This is a genomic window from Lentzea aerocolonigenes, assembly GCF_000974445.1.
Classification (GTDB): domain Bacteria; phylum Actinomycetota; class Actinomycetes; order Mycobacteriales; family Pseudonocardiaceae; genus Lentzea; species Lentzea aerocolonigenes.
In genome coordinates, this window is the sequence record NZ_BBOJ01000014.1 from 400,505 (window position 1) to 419,276 (window position 18,772).

Annotated in this window: 17 protein-coding genes; 11 read left to right on the top strand and 6 right to left on the bottom strand. The window is 67.5% G+C overall.

Features of this window, described 5'->3' with window-relative positions:
* Positions 1-12 precede the first annotated feature (12 nt).
* From AOM45_RS27420 to AOM45_RS27460, 9 genes are all read left to right on the top strand, one after another.
* Positions 13-6,096 (top strand): RHS repeat-associated core domain-containing protein, encoded by a 6,084-nt coding sequence (locus tag AOM45_RS27420; RefSeq protein WP_081902722.1) that lies wholly within the window; start codon positions 13-15, stop codon positions 6,094-6,096.
* Complete coding sequence (locus AOM45_RS27425) at positions 6,093-6,629, top strand: hypothetical protein (RefSeq protein WP_030473011.1); 537 nt, start codon at positions 6,093-6,095, stop codon at positions 6,627-6,629. Before AOM45_RS27420 ends, AOM45_RS27425 begins: the two co-directional genes overlap by 4 nt.
* Before the next feature lie 81 nt (positions 6,630-6,710).
* Positions 6,711-7,244 carry a YflT domain-containing protein gene (locus AOM45_RS27430; protein WP_156094383.1) on the top strand — a complete coding sequence of 178 codons (534 nt, stop codon included), beginning with the start codon at positions 6,711-6,713 and terminating at the stop codon, positions 7,242-7,244.
* A 192-nt stretch (positions 7,245-7,436) separates the two neighbouring features.
* Positions 7,437-8,690, top strand: a complete 1,254-nt coding sequence (locus AOM45_RS27435; RefSeq protein WP_030473013.1) for an ABC transporter substrate-binding protein — start codon at positions 7,437-7,439, stop codon at positions 8,688-8,690.
* The gene (locus AOM45_RS27440; RefSeq protein WP_035913530.1) at positions 8,687-9,649 is read left to right on the top strand and encodes a carbohydrate ABC transporter permease; all 963 of its coding nucleotides are present in this window, start codon (positions 8,687-8,689) and stop codon (positions 9,647-9,649) included. The genes AOM45_RS27435 and AOM45_RS27440 overlap by 4 nt, the downstream gene beginning before the upstream one ends.
* Complete coding sequence (locus AOM45_RS27445; protein ID WP_030473015.1) at positions 9,649-10,494, top strand: carbohydrate ABC transporter permease; 846 nt, start codon at positions 9,649-9,651, stop codon at positions 10,492-10,494. Before AOM45_RS27440 ends, AOM45_RS27445 begins: the two co-directional genes overlap by 1 nt.
* A gap of 8 nt (positions 10,495-10,502) precedes the next feature.
* Positions 10,503-11,687 carry an ABC transporter ATP-binding protein gene (locus tag AOM45_RS27450; RefSeq protein ID WP_059362728.1) on the top strand — a complete coding sequence of 395 codons (1,185 nt, stop codon included), beginning with the start codon at positions 10,503-10,505 and terminating at the stop codon, positions 11,685-11,687.
* Between the two features lie 251 nt (positions 11,688-11,938).
* Positions 11,939-12,826 (top strand): SDR family NAD(P)-dependent oxidoreductase, encoded by an 888-nt coding sequence (locus AOM45_RS27455; RefSeq protein ID WP_030473017.1) that lies wholly within the window; start codon positions 11,939-11,941, stop codon positions 12,824-12,826.
* Positions 12,827-12,900: 74 nt separating this feature from the next.
* The gene (locus tag AOM45_RS27460) at positions 12,901-13,740 is read left to right on the top strand and encodes an aminoglycoside adenylyltransferase domain-containing protein (protein ID WP_051784648.1); all 840 of its coding nucleotides are present in this window, start codon (positions 12,901-12,903) and stop codon (positions 13,738-13,740) included.
* 4 nt (positions 13,741-13,744) lie between these two features.
* On the opposite strand, the gene AOM45_RS27465 is transcribed toward AOM45_RS27460, so the two are convergent.
* On the bottom strand, positions 13,745-14,245 hold the full coding sequence (locus AOM45_RS27465) for an SRPBCC family protein (RefSeq protein WP_030473019.1): 501 nt from the start codon (positions 14,243-14,245) through the stop codon (positions 13,745-13,747).
* Positions 14,242-14,544 (bottom strand): ArsR/SmtB family transcription factor, encoded by a 303-nt coding sequence (locus AOM45_RS27470; protein ID WP_030473020.1) that lies wholly within the window; start codon positions 14,542-14,544, stop codon positions 14,242-14,244. The genes AOM45_RS27465 and AOM45_RS27470 overlap by 4 nt, the downstream gene beginning before the upstream one ends.
* Before the next feature lie 119 nt (positions 14,545-14,663).
* Here AOM45_RS27470 and AOM45_RS27475 point away from each other — a divergent pair, with 119 nt between their 5' ends.
* Positions 14,664-15,656, top strand: coding sequence for a hypothetical protein (locus AOM45_RS27475; RefSeq protein WP_030473021.1), 993 nt, complete (start codon positions 14,664-14,666; stop codon positions 15,654-15,656).
* A 313-nt stretch (positions 15,657-15,969) separates the two neighbouring features.
* Positions 15,970-16,245, top strand: coding sequence for a hypothetical protein (locus tag AOM45_RS27480; RefSeq protein WP_030473022.1), 276 nt, complete (start codon positions 15,970-15,972; stop codon positions 16,243-16,245).
* Here the strand turns inward: AOM45_RS27480 and AOM45_RS27485 are convergent.
* The 4 genes from AOM45_RS27485 to AOM45_RS27500 all read right to left on the bottom strand — a co-directional run bounded on the left by AOM45_RS27485 (position 16,238) and on the right by AOM45_RS27500 (position 18,751).
* A complete protein-coding gene (locus AOM45_RS27485; protein ID WP_030473023.1) occupies positions 16,238-16,714 on the bottom strand; it encodes a GNAT family N-acetyltransferase in 477 nt (158 codons plus the stop codon). The two genes, AOM45_RS27480 and AOM45_RS27485, sit on opposite strands and share 8 nt — an antisense overlap.
* A 59-nt stretch (positions 16,715-16,773) precedes the next feature.
* Positions 16,774-16,953 carry a hypothetical protein gene (locus AOM45_RS27490; protein ID WP_030473024.1) on the bottom strand — a complete coding sequence of 60 codons (180 nt, stop codon included), beginning with the start codon at positions 16,951-16,953 and terminating at the stop codon, positions 16,774-16,776.
* 282 nt (positions 16,954-17,235) lie between these two features.
* On the bottom strand, positions 17,236-18,093 hold the full coding sequence (locus AOM45_RS27495; RefSeq protein WP_030473025.1) for a hypothetical protein: 858 nt from the start codon (positions 18,091-18,093) through the stop codon (positions 17,236-17,238).
* Positions 18,083-18,751: a metallophosphoesterase family protein gene (locus AOM45_RS27500; protein WP_030473026.1), complete on the bottom strand. Its 669-nt coding sequence runs from the start codon at positions 18,749-18,751 to the stop codon at positions 18,083-18,085. Before AOM45_RS27500 ends, AOM45_RS27495 begins: the two co-directional genes overlap by 11 nt.
* Between the last annotated feature and the right edge of the window lie 21 nt (positions 18,752-18,772).

The following is an 18,772-nucleotide window of genomic DNA, read 5'->3' on the forward strand; positions in this document are numbered from 1 at the left end:
GAGACGAACACCATGAAACTGAAGCGCGCCCTCATGAGAGGGATGGCGGTCTGCCTGGCGCTGACCGCCGTCACCGCGACCGTCGAACAACAGGCGATCGCCGCCCCCGGCCCGTCGGTCAACGCGCCGGACGTCCAGTCCGTGCCCGTCACCAACGGCTCCCTCGCGTCCCGCGGCCCCGACGAGGCAACGTCGCGAGCGCTGTCGGGCAACCAGCCGGCGGCGAGCAGCACACCGGGCGGTGGTTCCTTCGCCGCCACACCGTTCTCCGCATCGGCGTCGTGGGAGGTGTCGAAGCAGAGCGGTGACTTCAGCTGGTCGTACCCGCTTCGGGTGCCGCCGGCGCCGGGCGGCTTCGTCCCCTCACTGGGCCTGTCGTACCGATCGTCCGCTGTGGACGGTCTGACGTCGGCGACGAACAACCAGCCGTCGTGGATCGGCGACGGCTGGGACCTGTCGGCCGGCTACGTCGAACGCGCCTACGGTGCCTGTGCCACCGACACCGAGGGCGGTACGACACCGCCCAAGACCGGCGATCTCTGCTGGCGCAGCGACAACGCCACGGCGTCGTTCGGCAGCAAGGGCGGCATGCTGATCAAGGACGACCAGTCCGGTGCCTGGCGCATGAAGCAGGACGACCGATCCCGCATCGAGCGGCTGTCGACCGCTGGCAACGGCGATCGCTTCAACGAGTCGTGGAAGATCACGACGGTCGACGGCACGCAGTACTTCTTCGGCTCCCGGGTCGACTCGAAGTCGACCTGGACCGTGCCGGTGTTCGGTGACGACGCCGGGGAACCGTGCCACGAAAGCACTTTCGAGGCGTCCTCGTGCGACCGGGCGTGGCGCTGGAACCTCGACAAGGCCATCGACCCGCGCGGCAACGTGATCCTCTACAACTACGACACCGAGACCAACAAGTACGGCAAGAACCTGACGGACACGGCCGTTGCGTACGTGCGTGCCGGCACGTTGAAGTCGATCGAGTACGGCCTGCGCGACGACGTGAACGCCCCGGCCGCGGGTCGTGTCGAGTTCGGCCTGGCCGACCGCTGCGTCAAGAGCAGTGAGTGCACCTTCGCCAAGAAGGAGAACTGGCCGGACGCCGCGGTGTCGGAGAACTGCGATGCCGCCACCTGCAAGGACAAGTACAGCCCGACGTTCTGGTCGACCAAGCGCCTGTCGACGATCACCACGCAGGTGCGCAGCGGTGACGGCTACCAGAACGTCGACCGCTGGACGTTGCAGCACGAGTTCCCCAAGACCGATGACGCCTACCAGGCCGCCCTGTGGCTGAAGAGCATCCAGCACACCGGTCTCGTCGGCGGTGAGATCCCGCTGCCGGAGGTGACGTTCGAAGGCGGCAAGAAGCCGAACCGCGTCGACACGCCGACCGGAATCGGTCCGCTGAACCGCTACCGCGTCACCGGTGTGGTGTCCGAGGCCGGCGGCGTCACGCAGGTCAAGTACGCGGAGCCGGACTGCGTGCCGGGCACCTCGATGCCCACCAACCCCGAGTCCAACACCCTTCGCTGCTACCCCGTGAAGTGGACGCCGGACAACGGTGTGGAGCGCGAGGACTACTTCCACAAGTACGTCGTCGAGTCGGTCTCGACGTCCGACCGCGTCGCGGCGAGCGCCGAACAGCTCGTCCGCTACGAGTACCTGGACGGTGCCGCCTGGCGGTACGACACATCGGAGTTCAGCAAGGACGACAAGAGGACTTGGAAGGAGTTCCGCGGCTACGGGCGGGTGCGCACCCGCATCGGCAGCGAGAACGACGCTGCCGGTCCGGTCACGATGACCGAGGAGCGCTTCTACCGCGGCATGCACGGCGACAGGTTGCCGAACAACGGCACCCGCTCCGTGAACGTCACCGACTCGGAGGGCGGCGGACGCGAGGACTCGGACTGGCTGCAAGGAATCAAGTTCGAAAGCCAGGGACACGACGGCACCGGGGAGAGCGTTCTCGCCAAGACGATCTCGACGCCGACCTGGGCCGGTCCCACTTCGACCCGCGGTGCGTACAAGGCGTACTGGGTGGGCGCGGGATCTTCGACCAGCTACACCGCACTCCGCGCGGGAGGGTGGCGGATCACGAAGGTCGAGAACACCTACGACGACCACGGCCAGATCGTCCGGACCAACGATCTCGGCGATCTCGGTGTGGCGACGGACGACCGGTGCACCAGGACGTCCTACGCGCAAAACGAGGCCAAATGGATGTGGTCCTACCCCTCGCAGAGCGAGACGGTCGGCGTCCACTGCGGAGCGGAGGCGTTGTTCCCCGACGACGCGCTCGTGGGTTCACGGGTCGCTTATGACGGGCGTCAACCCGGCGAGGCACCGATGTCCGGCATGGTCACCAAGCAGGAGGTGTTGTCGGCGCGGCCCGCTTCCGGGCCCGTTTTCGAGACGGTGTCGACGAGCAGCTTCGACGACTACGGACGGCCGCTTGCGGTCGCGGACGCGCTGGGCAACACGGCCCGTACCGCCTACACCCCGGCTTCAGGAGGCCCGCTGACCGGAACCACGGTCACCGACGCCGCAGGCCACGTCACCACGTCGACGTTCGAGCCTGCGTGGGGTCTGCTGACCAAGTCCGTCGACGCGAACGGGAACACCACGGAGGCCACGTTCGACCCGATCGGTCGCTCGACGCAGGTCTGGCACCCGAACCGGCCCCGTGAGGAGTTCTCCGACCGTCCCAGCCAGACTTTCGCCTACGACGTTCAGCGCGATGCTCCTACCTCTGTGACCACCACCCAGGTGAACGCGAACGGCAACTACCTGGCTCAGACGACTGTCTACGACGGGCTGTACCGGGTCAGGCAGGTGCAGACCCCGACAGACGGTGGCCGCTTGGTGGCGGACACGAGGTACGACTCCCAGGGGCGTGTGGTCCGCTCCACGCAACCGTTCTTCAACGCAGGGGCGGTGGACAAGAACCTGCTGATGTTCTCCGAGTCCGACGTGCCGGGGCTGACGCGCAGTGAGTTCGACGCGTCGGGCAGGCCGAAGCACTCGATCTTCCAGGGCGGCGGCCAGGAGAAGTGGCGATCCACCATCGCCTACGGAGGAGACCGGACCGACGTCACGCCGCCACAGGGAGGCACGCCGACGACGACCATCACGGACGCGCGCGGCCTCGTGACGGAACTCTGGCAGTACAAGGGATCTGCCGCGGCCGGTGACCACGAGACCTCCAGGTACGGGTACACCCGAGCGGGTCTGCTCGCCTCCACGACCGACGCGATGGGCAACAGCTGGCGCTGGAGCTACGACCTGCGAGGGCGCCGCACGAAGTCCGAGGACGTCGACAAGGGAACGACCACGACGACCTACGACGCAGCAAGCCGCGTCGCGTCGGTCACGGACGCCCGTGGAACGACCCTGACTTACGCGTATGACGCTTTGGGGCGCAACACGACGGTGAAGTCCGGCGCGACCGTGTTGCAGGAGTCCAAGTACGACACCGCCCAGTACGGCAAGGGGCTTCTGGAAAGCGCCACGCGGTACGTGAACGGCCAGGCGTACGTCAACCGGGTCAAGGCTTACACGTCGTTGAACAAGCCGATGTCCACAGAGACCGAGATCCCGGCCGCCGAAGGTCCGTTGAAGGGCATCTACAAGACCAGCTACGTCTACAAGCCCAACGGCAATGTGGCGAGTGAGACGCTCGGTGCGGTTGCCGCGGCCGGTATCGCTTCCGAAACCGTCCTGCACGAGTACGACAACTTCGGTCGCCAGGTGAAGACGTCCGGTGGTCTCAGCGGTGCCGGCACGGACACGTTGGTCAACAGCACCCTCTACACCCGTCTGGGCGAGATGTACCGGCTCGAGTTGGGCACGGTGGGCAAGCGGACGTGGTTGTCGTACTACTACGACGACAACACACGCAGAATGAACCGCTACATTGTGGACGCTGAGGTGGCGTCCCCGATGCAGGCCGACGTCAACTACTCCTACGACGCCGTCGGCAACATCCTGTCGAGCACCGACGCTCCCGCGGGCCAGGCGGCGGACAGGCAGTGCTTCCGTTACGACCACCTGCGTCGGCTGACCACCGCGTGGACGCCTTCAGGCACTTGCACGGCGGATCCGGCGGTGGGGGCCCTCGCGGGACCGGCGCCGTACTGGCACTCGTACGCCTACGACGCGTCAGGAAACAGGACGGCGGAGGTTCAGCATGCGGCGTCGGGCGATCTGACGCGCACCTACACCTATCCTGCCGCCGGGTCACCGCGGCCGCACGCGGTCGGGTCGGTGACCACGACAGGTCCCGGCGTGAACCAGGTCGACCAGTTCACGTACGACGAGACCGGGAACACTGCGACTCGCAAGGTGGCTGGAGGGAACCAGACGCTCGACTGGGACGCCGAAGGCCGTGTGGTCAAGGTGACCGATGGTACGAACGTCTCAGAATTCCTCTACGACGCTGACGGAACGCGGTTGATCCGGCGTGCCTCCGATGCGACCACGTTGTACGTCGGTGCTCAGGAGGTCCGCCTCGCGAAGGGGGCGACGACCCCGACCGTGACGCGGTACTACACGCACAACGGCAAGACCGTCGCGATGCGCGAGGGAAAGACCAAGCTCACGTGGCTCGCCGGCGACTACCAGGGCACGACCCAGCTCTCCGTGGACAAGGCGACGATGCAGGTGCAGCGCAAGAGGCAGCTGCCGTTCGGCGGCTCCCGTGGCGCTGCGTCGGCCATTCCAGGTGAACGAGGGTTCGTCGGCGGTACCAACGACGCCTCCACCGGGCTGGTGCACATCGGCGCCCGGCAGTACGACGCGACGCTCGGCAAGTTCCTGTCCGCTGACCCGATCATGAGCGCCGGCGATCCGCAGCAGTGGAACGCGTACGCGTACGGCAACAACAGCCCGATCACCTTCAGCGACCCGACCGGCGAGCACTACTGCGACAGCCACGTCTGCCGCGGCGACCCCGGCTACGTCGACAGGTGCGCGAACTGCATCAAGGACAGTGAACTGGGTGGTGGCGACAAGGCCACCTACAACAACGGCACTACGGCGATGACCGGGGTCCGGGGTGAGCAGTACATCAACGGCATCGTCTACCCGAAGCTGAACAAGGCCCCGTCGGCTCACGCGGTGGCGAAGAAGATCGATGCCCAGTTGAAGAACTACCGGCGAGATCAACCGACCTACTACCCGCCGGAGGAAGATCTCGTCAACCGCATCCTCGCGATGTGCGACTCCGATCGCGAGTTCTGCGGTGACCTGTTCGACTGGGCGTACGGCGCCCAGTTGCGCGGCTACACCGAGAACGAGTCCGTGATGGGTGGCGGCAACAGCGGCGGGATCGACCGCGTTGAACTGGGCCAGCGCTGGGGTATCGGCAAGTACGCGACCAAGGCTTCGCCCGAGTCCTTCAAACCCGGTTTCAACGGGAAGCAGGACACCCGGAACCCGAAGGGCGTCACCTGCAACTGCTTCCCCGCCGGTACGTCCGTGTCGACGGAGAGCGGGGCGAAGCCGATCGAGCAGATCGAGGTCGGTGACCGCGTCTGGGCGCGAAACCTGATCACGGGCAAGTCCGAGCTGCGCACGGTGGTCGGCCTGTTCAACAAGCAGGCGGGCACTTTGCTGACCATCGTGGCGGGCGGTGTCCAGGTGCAGGTCACGCCGGAACATCCGTTCTGGGTTCCCGGCAAGGGATGGGTCAACGCGGGTCAGCTGCAGGCCGGTGACCGGCTGACGTCGTTGACCGGCCCTGACGTCGAGATCAGCTCCATCACCTCGAACACGGCGGGCACCACCGTCTACAACTTCGAGGTCGAAGGACTCCACAACTACTACATCAGCGAGTCCCAGCTCCTCGTACACAACTGTGCTGCGAAGAAGAAGGGGAAGCAGCGGTGGGACGACGAGGATGAATATGACGGCTACAACACCCCAGGAGACAACCAGAGGCAGAACAGGCAGGCGGCCGACGCGATCAGGACGGGCGAGCGCAGCATCGGCCGAACGCTGACCGACAAGGAGAAGCGGCGGGTTCACGACGAAATCACCGGACAGGGCCTGACCTACCACCAGATCGTCGAAACCGTTGAGACCCTGTTCGGATGAGTGAAGACCCGACGAAAGGCGCGCTGTCCGTGATCGAGGCAGCGCGCCGGTCCTTGGAGAAGCTGATCGGCGAGCGGTGGCACGCTCTCGGGCGTGCCGCCGACCTCGTCTGGCTTGAGTTCGGCCCGCGTCGCGATGTGGTCGACCACCGAGGTGAAACCCGCGAGGTGGGCGAGTACGCACTGCACGTGCAGTGCCCGTGGCGGGTGCTCGACGAGGACCAGCTCGTCACCGGCTCCGCCGACATCTACCGTCCGCGGCCGGGCTGGACCGGTGACGGTGACTTCGACTGGGGCGTGCAAGGCGCCACCAGGTTCGATGTTCGAGCCGGGAAGCTGAGAGCGTACCTGGCCGACGAGCCGGTCGTCGTGACGTCTGTCGAGGTCACTGCATGGGGTGACCTGGTCATTTCGCTCTCACACGGCTTCCGGATCGACGTGTTGAGGACCGGTTCGGTGCGGGAGGAGGACTGGCGGTTCTTCCGGCCGTACCGCGATGACGAACACGTGGTCGTGTTCGAGCCTCGCCGCTGAACCCGGCAAACCACCCGTAGGCGTCTGAGCACGCCGCACCGGGCACTGGCAGGATGGAACGATCAGCGCGTCGCGACAGAGGTGGTCCCTGTGACGAGTCCGTTCGCCAGCTCGAACCGGCCCGGTGTCCCGCCCCGCCTGCCCACCCCTCCGACGGGGTGGCCCATCGGCTCGTACGCCACGTACGAGGAAGCGCAGCGTGCCGTCGACTTCCTCGCCGTCGAGGACTTCCCGGTGCAGGACGTCATGATCGTCGGCGTGGACCTGATGCTCGTCGAACGCATCACCGGGAAGCTCACCTGGGGGCGCGTTCTGGCGACCGGTGCGGCCAGCGGTGCCTGGTTCGGGTTGTTCGTCGGTCTGCTGCTCACCCTTTTCAGCACCGAGCCCGGGGTCACGATCGGGCCCGTGCTGACCGGTCTGATCACCGGTGTGTTCTTCGGGCTGGTCTTCGCGGCGGTCGGGTACGGGTCGGCTCGTGGCAAGCGGGACTTCCAGTCGGCCAGTCAGCTGGTGGCCGGCCGGTACGACGTGCTTTGTCACCCGAAGTCGGCCGAGAAGGGGCGTGACCTGCTCGCCAAGCTGGCGATGAGGCCCGTCAACCCCGGCAGCTGACCCCTGAAAAACGCTCAGTTCGGCCAACGATCGATAACGATTGGTTCTGAATCGTTGCTCCTCTTGGTTGCGGCTCCTGATCACCGGGCCTAGGTTCGGTTGACCGGTCTGCCCGGTGCGGCCGGTGGCACGACGAGGTGCCGGGCGCTGGCGGTCTGGCTCCTCCGTGTAGTCGGGAAGGAGGCAGGGCCGATGGGTGCGACACGGCGCTATCGACTCGCCGTCGGGGCGGGGGCCGCATTGCTCGCGGCGACAACGCTCACGGCGTGCGGGTCTGGCGGCCAGGGCATCACCGTGAACGTCTACAAGTACAACCAGGAGAACTTCCAGGCCATCGTCGACAGCTGCAACGCGAAGGCCGGCGGGCGTTACAACATCGTCTACAACAAGCTGCCGCGTGAGGCGGACGGTCAGCGCGAGCAGATGGTGCGCAGACTCGCCGCCGAGGACGACAGCATGGACGTCCTCGCGCTCGACGTCACGTGGACCGCGGAACTCGCGAAGGCCGGGTGGATCAAGGAGTTCACCGGCTCGGTCAAGTCGCAGGTGGAGACCGGCACGCTGCAGACGCCGCTCGACACCGCCACGTACGAGGGCAAGTTGTACGGGGCTCCGGACAACACCAACGTCCAGCTCCTCTGGTACCGCTCGGACCTCGTGCCCACGCCGCCGAAGACGTGGGACGAGATGATCTCGATGGCCGAATCCCTGGTCGCACAGGGAAAGCCCGGCCTGATCGTGGGACAGGGCAAGCAGTACGAGGGGCTCGTCGTGCTGTTCAACACCCTCGTCAACTCCAACGGCGGCACCATCCTCGACGAGAACGGCACCAAGGCCGTCGTCGACGACAAGGCCGTGGAAGCGTTGGGGGCGTTGAAGAAGCTCGCCACCTCGAAGGCGATCGACCCGTCGTTCTCCAACTCCACGGAGGATCCCGCACGCCTCCTCATGGAGTCCGGCAAAGCGGCGTTCGAACTGAACTGGCCGTACGTCTACGCGGCCGCGCAGAAGAAGCCGGACTTCGCGAAGAACTTCAAGTGGGCGCCGTACCCCACCGTGAGCGGTGACGCCGCGAAGGTCACCGTCGGCGGCATCAACTACGCCGTCAGCAACTACACCACGCACCCGGACGAGGCCTTCGACGCCGTGCTGTGCCTGCGCGGTGCGGAGAGCCAGAAGCTCGCCGCCCTCAAGGACGGTGTGCCGCCGACCATCAAGTCCGTCTACGACGAGCCCGAGATGGTCGACGCGTACCCGATGAAGGACGACATCCTCAAGACGCTGGAGAGCGCCAGCGTGCGGCCGCGCACGCCCGCCTACCAGAACGTCTCGACGGTGATCTCCACGATCCTGTCGCCGCCCGCGAGCATCGACCCGAAGGCGACGGCGGACCGGTTGCGCGAGGAACTCCAGAACGCACTCGACTCCAAGGGGGTGCTGCCGTGAGTCACGCGACCACGGAGGACACGGGGACATCCGACCTGACCGCCGCGCAACCCGTCGCCCCCAAGAAGAAGGCCGCGCTGAGCGAGGGCAAGAAGGCCGAGCGCAGACTCGGCTGGCTGCTCTGCGCGCCCGCCGCGCTCACCATGATCGCGGTGACCGGCTGGCCGATCCTCTACTCGATCCTGTTGTCGATGCAGCGGTTCGACCTGAAGTTCCCCGACCGCACCGAGTGGATCTGGTTCGACAACTACGTCACCGTGCTCAGCAGCCCGTACTGGTGGGACGCGGTGTGGGTGACAGTGCTGCTCACGGTGGTCACCGTCGCGGTCGAACTGGTGCTGGGCATGGCGCTCGCGCTGATCATGCACCGGGCGCTCGTCGGCCGCGGCATCGTGCGGACGACGTCGCTGATCCCGTACGGCATCGTCACGGTCGTGGCCGCGTTCTCCTGGCGGTTCGCCTGGACGCCCGGCACCGGCTACCTCTCCGAGGCACTGGGCAGCGAGCCCGTGCTCACGGAGAAGATCCCTGCGCTGATGGTCGTGGGTCTCGCGGAGATCTGGAAGACCACGCCGTTCATGGCCCTGTTGCTGATGGCGGGGCTGGCCCTGGTGCCGGACGACCTGCTCAAAGCCGCCGCGATGGACGGCGCGAGCGCGTGGCAGCGGTTCATCAAGATCACCGTGCCGATCATGAAGCCGGCGATCCTGGTGGCGTTGCTGTTCCGCACGCTGGACGCGTTCCGCATCTTCGACAACCTCTTCGTGCTCACCGCGGGTTCGCAGGGCACGTCGTCGGTGTCGATGCTGACCTACAACAACCTCATCAAGGGCTTGAACCTCGGTATCGGATCGACGATGTCGGTGCTGATCTTCCTCATGGTCGCGCTGATCGCGTTCGTCTTCATCAAGCTCTTCGGCACCGCTGCGCCCGGCAGCGACGACGGGGGGAAGCGCTGATGGCTGGCATCGGAGGAGCCGACACCACCGGCAAGAAGGTCGGTTGGGGCCTGCTCAACACGGTCGTCGTGATCTACGCGCTGATCCCGGTGCTGTGGATCGTGTCGCTGTCCTTCAAGTCGTCGAAGACGTTGGCGGACGGCAACTTCATCCCTCGTGAATGGAGCCTGGAGAACTACCAGAACATCTTCTCGACGTCCGAGTTCACGCGGGCGCTGGTCAACTCCATCGGCATCGCGATCATCGCGACCGCGATCGCCGTGGTGTTCGGCACGATGGCCGCCTACGCCATCGCGCGGCTGGACTTCCCCGGCAAGAACCTGCTGGTCGGCGTCTCGCTGCTGATCGCGATGTTCCCGCAGGTCTCGCTGGTGTCCCCGTTGTTCGAGATCGAGCGATCGCTCGGCTTGTTCGACACGTGGCCCGGCCTGATCCTGCCGTACATCACGTTCGCGCTGCCGCTCGCGATCTACACCCTGTCGGCGTTCTTCCGCGAGATCCCCTGGGAGCTCGAGAAGGCGGCCAAGATGGACGGTGCGACGCCGGGGCAGGCGTTCCGTCGCGTCATCGCGCCGCTGGCCGCGCCGGGTGTGTTCACGACGGCGATCCTGGTGTTCATCTTCTGCTGGAACGACTTCCTGTTCGCGATCTCGCTCACCTCGACCGAGCAGTCGCGGACCGTGCCGGTGGCGCTGTCGTTCTTCACCGGCAGCTCGCAGTTCGAGGACCCGGCCGGGTCGATCGCGGCGGCCGCCGTGGTCATCACGATCCCGATCATCCTCTTCGTGTTGTTCTTCCAGCGCCGGATCGTCGCCGGCCTGACCTCCGGCGCCGTCAAGGGGTGAGTTGACCAATGGCAGAAATCGTTCTGGACCAGGTGACCAAGAGGTATCCCGACGGCGCACTGGCCGTGCAGGAGGTCAACCTGGAGATCGCCGACGGCGAGTTCATCATCCTGGTCGGACCGTCCGGCTGCGGGAAGTCGACCACCCTCAACATGATCGCGGGCCTGGAGGACATCACCGAGGGCGAGCTGCGCATCGGCGGGCAGCGCGTCAACGAGAAGGCGCCCAAGGACCGCGACATCGCGATGGTGTTCCAGTCCTACGCGCTCTACCCGCACATGACGGTGAAGGAGAACATGGCCTTCCCGTTGCGGCTGGCCAAGGTGGACAACGCGACCGTCGAGAAGAAGGTGCGCGAGGCAGCCGAGATCTTGGACCTCACGCAACACCTTGAACGCAAGCCGTCCAACCTGTCCGGTGGCCAGCGGCAGCGCGTGGCGATGGGCCGCGCGATCGTGCGCAACCCCAAGGCGTTCCTCATGGACGAACCGCTGTCCAACCTGGACGCCAAGCTGCGCGTGCAGATGCGGACCTCCGTGTCGCGCCTGCAGAAGCAGCTCGGCACGACCACGGTGTACGTGACGCACGACCAGACCGAGGCGATGACCCTCGGCGACAGGGTCGTGGTCATGCGCGGCGGGGTCGTGCAGCAGATCGGCGCGCCTCAGTTCCTCTACGACCACCCGGCGAACCTCTTCGTGGCGGGCTTCATCGGCTCGCCGTCGATGAACTTCGTGCCGGCGACGCTGGAGAACGGCTCGCTGCGGTCGGTCCTCGGCGACTGCACGCTGACGGACCGGGTGCGGCAGCTGGTGGAGGGTGCCGACGCGCCCCGCGAGGTGATCATGGGCATCCGCCCCGAGCACTTCGAGGACGCGGCACTGGTCGACGCGGCCGCGCTGTCGTCCGGCGGCAAGTTCACGTCCCCGGTGGACGTGCTGGAGTCGATGGGCTCGGACAAGTTCGCCTACTTCAACCTGACCGGTGAGCAGGCGGCGTCGGCCGAGCTGCAGGAGCTCGCGGCGGACGCTGGGTCGGACGACGTGCCAGGTGACGGCATCTCGCTCGTGACGCGCCTGTCGTCGGCGTCCGGCGCGGTGGAGGGAGCCTCGGCGGACATCTGGTTCGACGCGGACAAGATCCAGCTCTTCGACCCGTCCAGCGGCAGGAACCTCACCTACACGGAACGCTGAATTCTCGTTTTCCGGGCCGCCTTCCCGCGTCGTGGGGAGGCGGCCCGTTTTTGTCACTCGTTCGGGTTAGGGCCGATTAGTCGGGACCATCTGCCGGGCCGAACTCGGTTCGCCATTGGGCGCTCGGCAGCGACTTCTCAACGAAACATCTACTTCAGGGCTTCGTTTGGTCAGCACGCTGGTCGAAGGCGGATACAGGACCACAGGGGGGTTCCGGGGAGCCGCCGCCGAGTGATGAAAGAGAGCGTGCAATGGGGATCCTGGACGGAAAAGCGGTCGTCATCACGGGGGCGGGCCGAGGTCTCGGCGAGGCCTACGCGATGCACGCGGCCCTCGCGGGCGCTTCGGTGGTGGTCAACGACAACGACGGTGACCTGGCGGAGCGGGTCGCGGAGCACATCCGCGGGTACGGCGGCCGTGCCGTCGCCTCGACCCACACGGTCGCGGACCCGAGCGAGGCCGCCAAGATCGTCGACCTGTGCGTCGACGAATTCGGCCGCGTCGACGGCTTGGTGAACAACGCGGGACTGAACTACGAGACCGCGCCCTGGGAAGACGACCCAGAGACGATCAAACACGTTGTCGAGGTGAACGTCCTCGGCGTCATCTACGTCGGAATCGCCGCGATGAGGGCGATGCGTTCGTCCGGCGGCGGCTCCATCATCAACATTTCCTCCGGCGCCTCCTTCGGTCAGCGCAAACTCGCCACGTATTCGGCGACCAAGGGCGCGGTGGCGTCCTTGAGCTACTCGTGGGCTCTCGACCTGGAGTCGGAAGGCATCCGCGTGAACGCCGTGTGCCCGGTCGCGCACACGCGGATGGTGTGGAAGTCGGAACGGTCCCTGCGCGCGATTCCGGCGGACCGCACGCCGGGCAAGGTGGCGCCGCTGGTGCTGTTCCTGCTCTCGGACCGCTCCGAGGGCATCACCGGGCAGGTCATCCGCTGCAACGGGCGTCAGCTCCACATCGTGGGGCAGCCGTACTTCAAGCAGCCGATCCTGGAGAGCGACAACTGGGACACCGCTTCGGTCGAGCGGGCGTTCACGGGCGTGCTGCAGGCTCACCTCGAACCGTACGGGTTGGAGAAGAGGATGCCTCCCCGGCTCCGTGCGCTGGTGGAGCCGTCGCAGACCGCCTGAGCCCGCGGGAGGGGAGGCGTCGCTCCGCCCTGGGCGGCGTCTCCCCTCGCTACCCGGTCGCTAGGTTGGAACGCATGCCCAACAGTGATCTTCCGATCCTGGTCGGCCGGACCGTGGACCTCTTCCTGACGACGGTGGACGAGCTGGCGCCGGGCTTGGTCACCGGCTTCTACCTGGTCGGCTCGGTGGCCTTCGGGGACTTCCAGCCGCACGGCGGCCGGGGGCGGCTCAGCACCGCCAGCGACGTCGACTTCGTCGCGGTGACCGACCGCCGGGTCGAACCCGAGTCGCGCGAGATGGCGGCGCTGGCCGAGGCGCACGCCCGCACCGCGGCCCGGTTTCCCCGGCCGCACTTCGACGGTGCGGTGCTCACCTGGAGCGACCTCGCTGCCGGGCCGGACCGCTGCCCCGACGTTCCCTGCGCGCAGGAAGGCCGCTTCGTCCCGGCCGGACGGTCCGGGATCAACCCGGTGACGTTCTGCGAGCTGGCCTGGCACGGCGTCCGGGTGCGCGGGCCCGAGCCGGTCGACGTGTGGGCCGACCTGAACGCCTTGCGCGCGTTCACGGTCGACAACCTCCGCACCTATTGGCGGCCCTGGTGGCAGCAGAAGCGGCAGCGCAGCGCTCTGTCGCTCGCGATCGGGCTCAGCGCGTGGTTCCCGGTGTGGGCGGTGCTGGGCGTGAGCCGGCTGCACCACGTTCTCGCCACCGGGAAGATGACCTCCAAGACCGGAGCCGGCCGGTACGCCCTGACGGCGTTCGATCCGCGCTGGCAGCGCATCGTCGCCGAGAGCCTGAGCCTGCGCACCGGTGGTGCGGAGGGGCGTCGCGGCTACCGCGACCCGCTGGCCCGCCGCCGCGACACCCTCGCCTTCCTGGACGCGACGATCGACGCGGCCCTCGCGTTGCCGTGACCGTTCAGCGCCAAGCCGGGTAGTTCGGTGCGACCTCGGCGTAGCGCTCGCTCCAGTTCGGCGGCTCCTCGTCGTTCAGGTGCGCCTGGAGGCGGTCGAGGAAGGCGTGCGTGCCGGGGACGAAGCCGAGCGCGTTGCGTTCGGACAGTCCGCGGTGGGTGAACGTCAGCAGGGTGTCGTCGCCGTCGGCCGTGAGCTCGTAGCGGACGACGCCGTCCTCGACGATCCGTTGCCGCCACTCGTGTTCGAAGACCGCGTGGCCGTTGTCCGGCGGCTGCCAGGTGAGGATGCGACCCGTGACTCTTTTCGCTTCCGCTGGAGCGGGCGGGTCCTCCGGCTCGATGACGATGGTGCCGTCGTCGACGTGCGTCGTGCCGAGCCAGGCTTTGCGTTCTTGCGGGTCGGTGATCGCGGACCAGACCTTCTGGATCGGGAACTTGAGCCTGCGCTCGAACGTGAGGGTGGCGTGGTCGCCGGTCGTGGTCACGGTGCCGAGGTCGTTCACTGGTTCTCCAGGTGCTGTTCGAGTGCGGTGAGGTGGTCGCGCCAGAAGCGGCGGTACGGGGTGATCCAGTCGTCGATGCGTTGCAGGCCATCGGGTCTCAGGGCGTAGACGCGGCGCTGGCCGTCCGGTCGCGCCTCGACGAGGCCGACTTCCCTGAGGATGCGCAGGTGGCGGGACACGGCCGGTTGGGTGAGGGCCGGCAGGCTGTCGACCAGTTCGCCCGCGGTGTGGTCGCGTTCGGACAGCAGACTGATGAGGTGGCGGCGGGTCGGTTCGGCCACGGCTTCGAAGACGTCCACGGGTAGTTGTATAACTAACTGCGTATATAAGCGCAAGCGTATAAGGCGTTCTGGTGACGTTTTCGCACGTCACACGGATGGCTGCCGAAATTGTCAGGGGTGCCTGTCACCATCGGGACATGGCTGAGCGCAAACCCAGAGTCACCGACTGGCGACTCGTCGTGCAGTCCCGGTTGGACCGGGTCCGCGCGGATCTGGCTGCGCTCGGACCGTCCGACCCCGTCGATCCCGAGGGTGACGTGTGGCGGCGCACCGCCGAGGAGCAGGCCGCGGTGGTGGACCGGATGCTCAGCGACCGCGAGCCGTGGTGGCGCATGCTGCCGTCGTGGTGGTCGGGCTGGCACATCGAACGGGCCTGGCGCGCGCTGCACGAGGCCGAGGTGGCGACGATCTCGGCGGAGCGCGGCTTCCTCGGCAGGTTGCCCGGTCTCCAAGCGCGCGTGGCGCAGTACCTCGACGACGACGATCCGCGCCGCCGAGCCCTGGAGGCGTTGCGGCCGGGGGAGTTCACGCCCGCCGTGGAACGCGCGATCGTGGTGGACGCGCTGCGAGCGGCCTACGACAACTCGGACTTCGCCCACGCCGGCTCCCGCGCTTTGCGCAACAAGCTGATCGCGGCGTCGCTGGTGCTGTTCGTGATCAACACTGTGCTCGGCGTGGTCGGCATCGTGAAGCCGGGCATCATCCCGCTGTGCGTGGACCCGAAGGAGAACGCGCTGCCGACGGTCTGCCCCGGTGGCACCACGAAGGCGTCCGGCGTGGACGTGTGGCTGGTGCAGGTCCTCGGCTCGTTCGGCGCGGTGCTGGCCGCCGTGGTCCTGCTCTTACGCCGCCGGCCATCGCTCTCGCCGTACGTGATGATCGGCTACCAGGCCCTGATCAAGATCATGCTCGGCGCGGCACTGGCGGTGGTCGGCATTCTGGCTCTCGGCGCAGGGGTCACGAGCGGGCTGATAGGCATCCCGTCCGCGGCCGCGCTGCTGCTGTGGGCGGTGATCTTCGGGTACGCGCAGCAGATCGGCACGCGGCTGCTGGACAAGTACACCGACGAGGTGCTGGACCAGGCGCGACCACTGCCGGACGCGGACGGGCCGCGGGTGGCGCCGCGGTGAGTTCGCCGCGTTGTGGTGCGAGTGTGCGTCCGGGTTGTGGCGGCGGCTGGGTTCGGTTGGTGCCCAGTTGCGGGTCAGGTTCCGGCGTGGGTCGGGCTGGTGCCGGACCGGGTCGCGGATGTCGCCCCGATGAGCGTACCGGGATGCGGCGTGGTGACTTTGCCGTCTGGTCGAGTTGGGCGTGGATTGGTCTGCAGTCGGGCGGGAACAGGTTTGGAGTTGGTGTCTTGGTGAACGTTCTTGGTCTGGCCGGCAACAGCGCGGGTGATGAGCCGGGCCAGCTGCGGCTGTTACCGGGAACGGACGTGCCGCGGTGAGCGTGTCGAACCGGATCTCCGCGCGCATCGCCCGCGACTTCGGCGCCGACGCCGGTGAGGCGTTGGACGCGCTCGCCCTGGCCGAGTCCGGCAGCCAGGAGGTGGAACGCGTGCACGCCGCCCTCGTGCTGATGGCGGAGGGCAGCGTGGAGCGGTTGTGGCAGGCCGTCGAACTGAGCGCGCTCGACTGGCGCGACGTGCTCGTGAACGGCGGCATGGCGGAATGGGACTGGCCCGCGGTCCTGGACCGCGAGTTCGGTCCGGTCAGCTGACGGTGCGCTGGTAGCTGACCAGCTCGTCGGTCGCCGCGCACCGGCTGAAACCCGCCTTCTCCAGCACGCGCGCGGAGGCCGGGTTCGACGGCTCGACGTTGGCGTGGACGGTGTGCACGTCGTCCAGCGACAGCGCGAACCCGGTCAGGGCGGCGGCCGCCTCCGACGCGTAGCCACGCCCCTGCCGGGAGGGCACGACGCCGTAACCGATCTCCACCCGTCCCTCGGAAGGAGGCCAGAACAGGCCGAGAGAACCCACAACTTCAGACGTCGAGCGCTCGATGATCAGACGGTGGCCGTACGGCGAGAGCCAGTCCGGGTTCTTCGCGATCACGCCGGCGATCACCGCGTCGCCCTCGGAGGGGAAGTCGGCGGCCCACGACGGTTGGCGCGCCTCTTCCACCACGGCCTTCACGTCGAGCTCGGACCAGGGGCGGAGGATCAGGCGGTCGGTTACAAGATCGGTCACCGGCGCACGCTAGCCACGGCGGAGGCGGCGGGGCGAGCGAGTTTCGCGCACGGTGGTGATCAGCCGTCGGGACTGTCACGCCGCCGCGACGGAAACCGCCGCTGATAGACGTGCCTCGCGATGTCCGGCAGGTCGTCCGGCTTGGCGCGCCTGGTGAACTCGCGCACCGTCAGATAACGGAACGCGGCTGCGCCGATGCCGGAGAGCGCCACCGCTGCGGCTGCGATGATCTCGACCACTACCGAGGGCCTTTCGCCTCATCTGGTCGAGCAGGCCGCAGCTCAGCTCGACCAGTGCGTTCACTGGTTCGAACTGAGGTCGGCCTCGGCAGAAGGACCCTCGTTAGCCGCCCTACGGATGCGTGCGGCTCGCCGGGAAGACAGAACTCTCAGGTGGTGCTGTCACGGGATGGAGTCTTAGCCGGCCGTCGAAGCCCAGCTCTTCCGAACGTCTTGCGGAGGTCAGCAGCTCTGCCGTTCTGCCCGCCTCACCACCACGGTACCTCGGCAGCGGCGGCTGAACTAGCGGCGCCCGTGCCCCTGGGCCTCCTCCCGCACCGCGTTGATCACCTCCGCGTCCCACCGGTGCGTCCGGATCAACCGGTACCGCTCCGCCGCCACCCACATGTAGGCCTCGGTCTCCGTCCGGTCGCCGATCATGTCGGCCTGCCGCAGCATCGCCACGACGGGCTTGTACTCATCCGCGTACCACCGCCGCGCGACCTCGCCGCGGTCCAGGAACGAGCCCGTGTCCTGCATGAGGCGGAACCCCCACGCCTCGACGGTCTCGCCGAGCTCGGCGTAGTTCCACGGGTCGGAGAGCACCACGGCGGCGCGGGCCTCGCCGGTCAGGGGGACGCGTTCCAGGAACAGGCGGCGGTAGTCCTTCACGATCAGGTCGCCGCGGTAGCGGATGCCGGAGGCGTTGATGCGGGTGACCACCTGGGTCACGTAGGCGTCGATCGTCGACTGGCCCATCGCGTGCGCCACGGACACGCGGTGGTGGCCGTCGACGATGAAGTGCAGCTCGCCGATCCGGTACACCTCGATCGGCGGGACGTTCTCGCCGCGGCGCTGGGCCAGGGCGAGGCGCTGCCAGCGTTCGCGCACTCGGCCCGAGGTGGGGCGGAAGCGGCGGTCGAAGTCGCGGGTGCGGTCGACGCTGCCGACGATCGAGTCCAGGCGGATCGACTGCAGGCCCAGGCGTTTCTCCGACACCATGCCCAGGGCCTCCACGACCTCGTGGAACGGCAGCATGATGTTCACGTCGTCCGGCTCGCGGCGCAGCCAGGCCGCGAGGCGGGACATCACCTGGCGGCGGCGAGCTCTCAGGAAGTCGTTCTCGGCGTCGGCCACGGGAAAGCCGGTGTCACGTCTCATCGCGAACCCCCGAAATCTCCAGCACCTTGTGCGGAACCACGTTGATCACGCGCGTCGAGCCCAGAACCCGGTCCGGGCGTGGCACCCCGTGCGGGTGGATGTGGCCGTGCAGCAGGTACGAAGGCTGCAGCCGCGAGACGAGCGAACCGAGGCAAGCGAAGCCGCGGTGTGGTGCGTCGGGTTCGTCGCCGCAGCCGAGCGGCGGTGAGTGGGTCAGCAGCACGTCCACGCCACGTCCGTCCCGCAGCCTGCGCCACCCGGCCAGCCGGGACACCCGGCGGGCGCGGCGGGCCTGCTGCCGTTCCGTCCACTGGTTCGGGCCCTTGTTGTAGCGGATCGAACCACCGAGACCGGCGATGCGCAGGCCGGCGACGTCGACCACGCGTTCGTCCGCGTTCACCGCACCGGTTGGACCTGGCCAGCGCACCGGTACGCCCGCCTTGGTCCACAGGCCGCGCACGTTCGAGTAACCCGAGAGGTCGACGTCGTGGTTGCCGGGGACGAACACGAGCGGTCTGTCCAGCGCGTTGGTGAGGAACTCCAGGTAGTCGAAGGGAAGATCGCCCGCCGCGACGATCAGGTCCACCTCCAGGGAGTGCACCTGATCAGTCCACAGCTGTTCGACGATCTCGTCCGCCACCGCGAGCACCCGAACCATTCCAGCAGCGTAATGACGCAG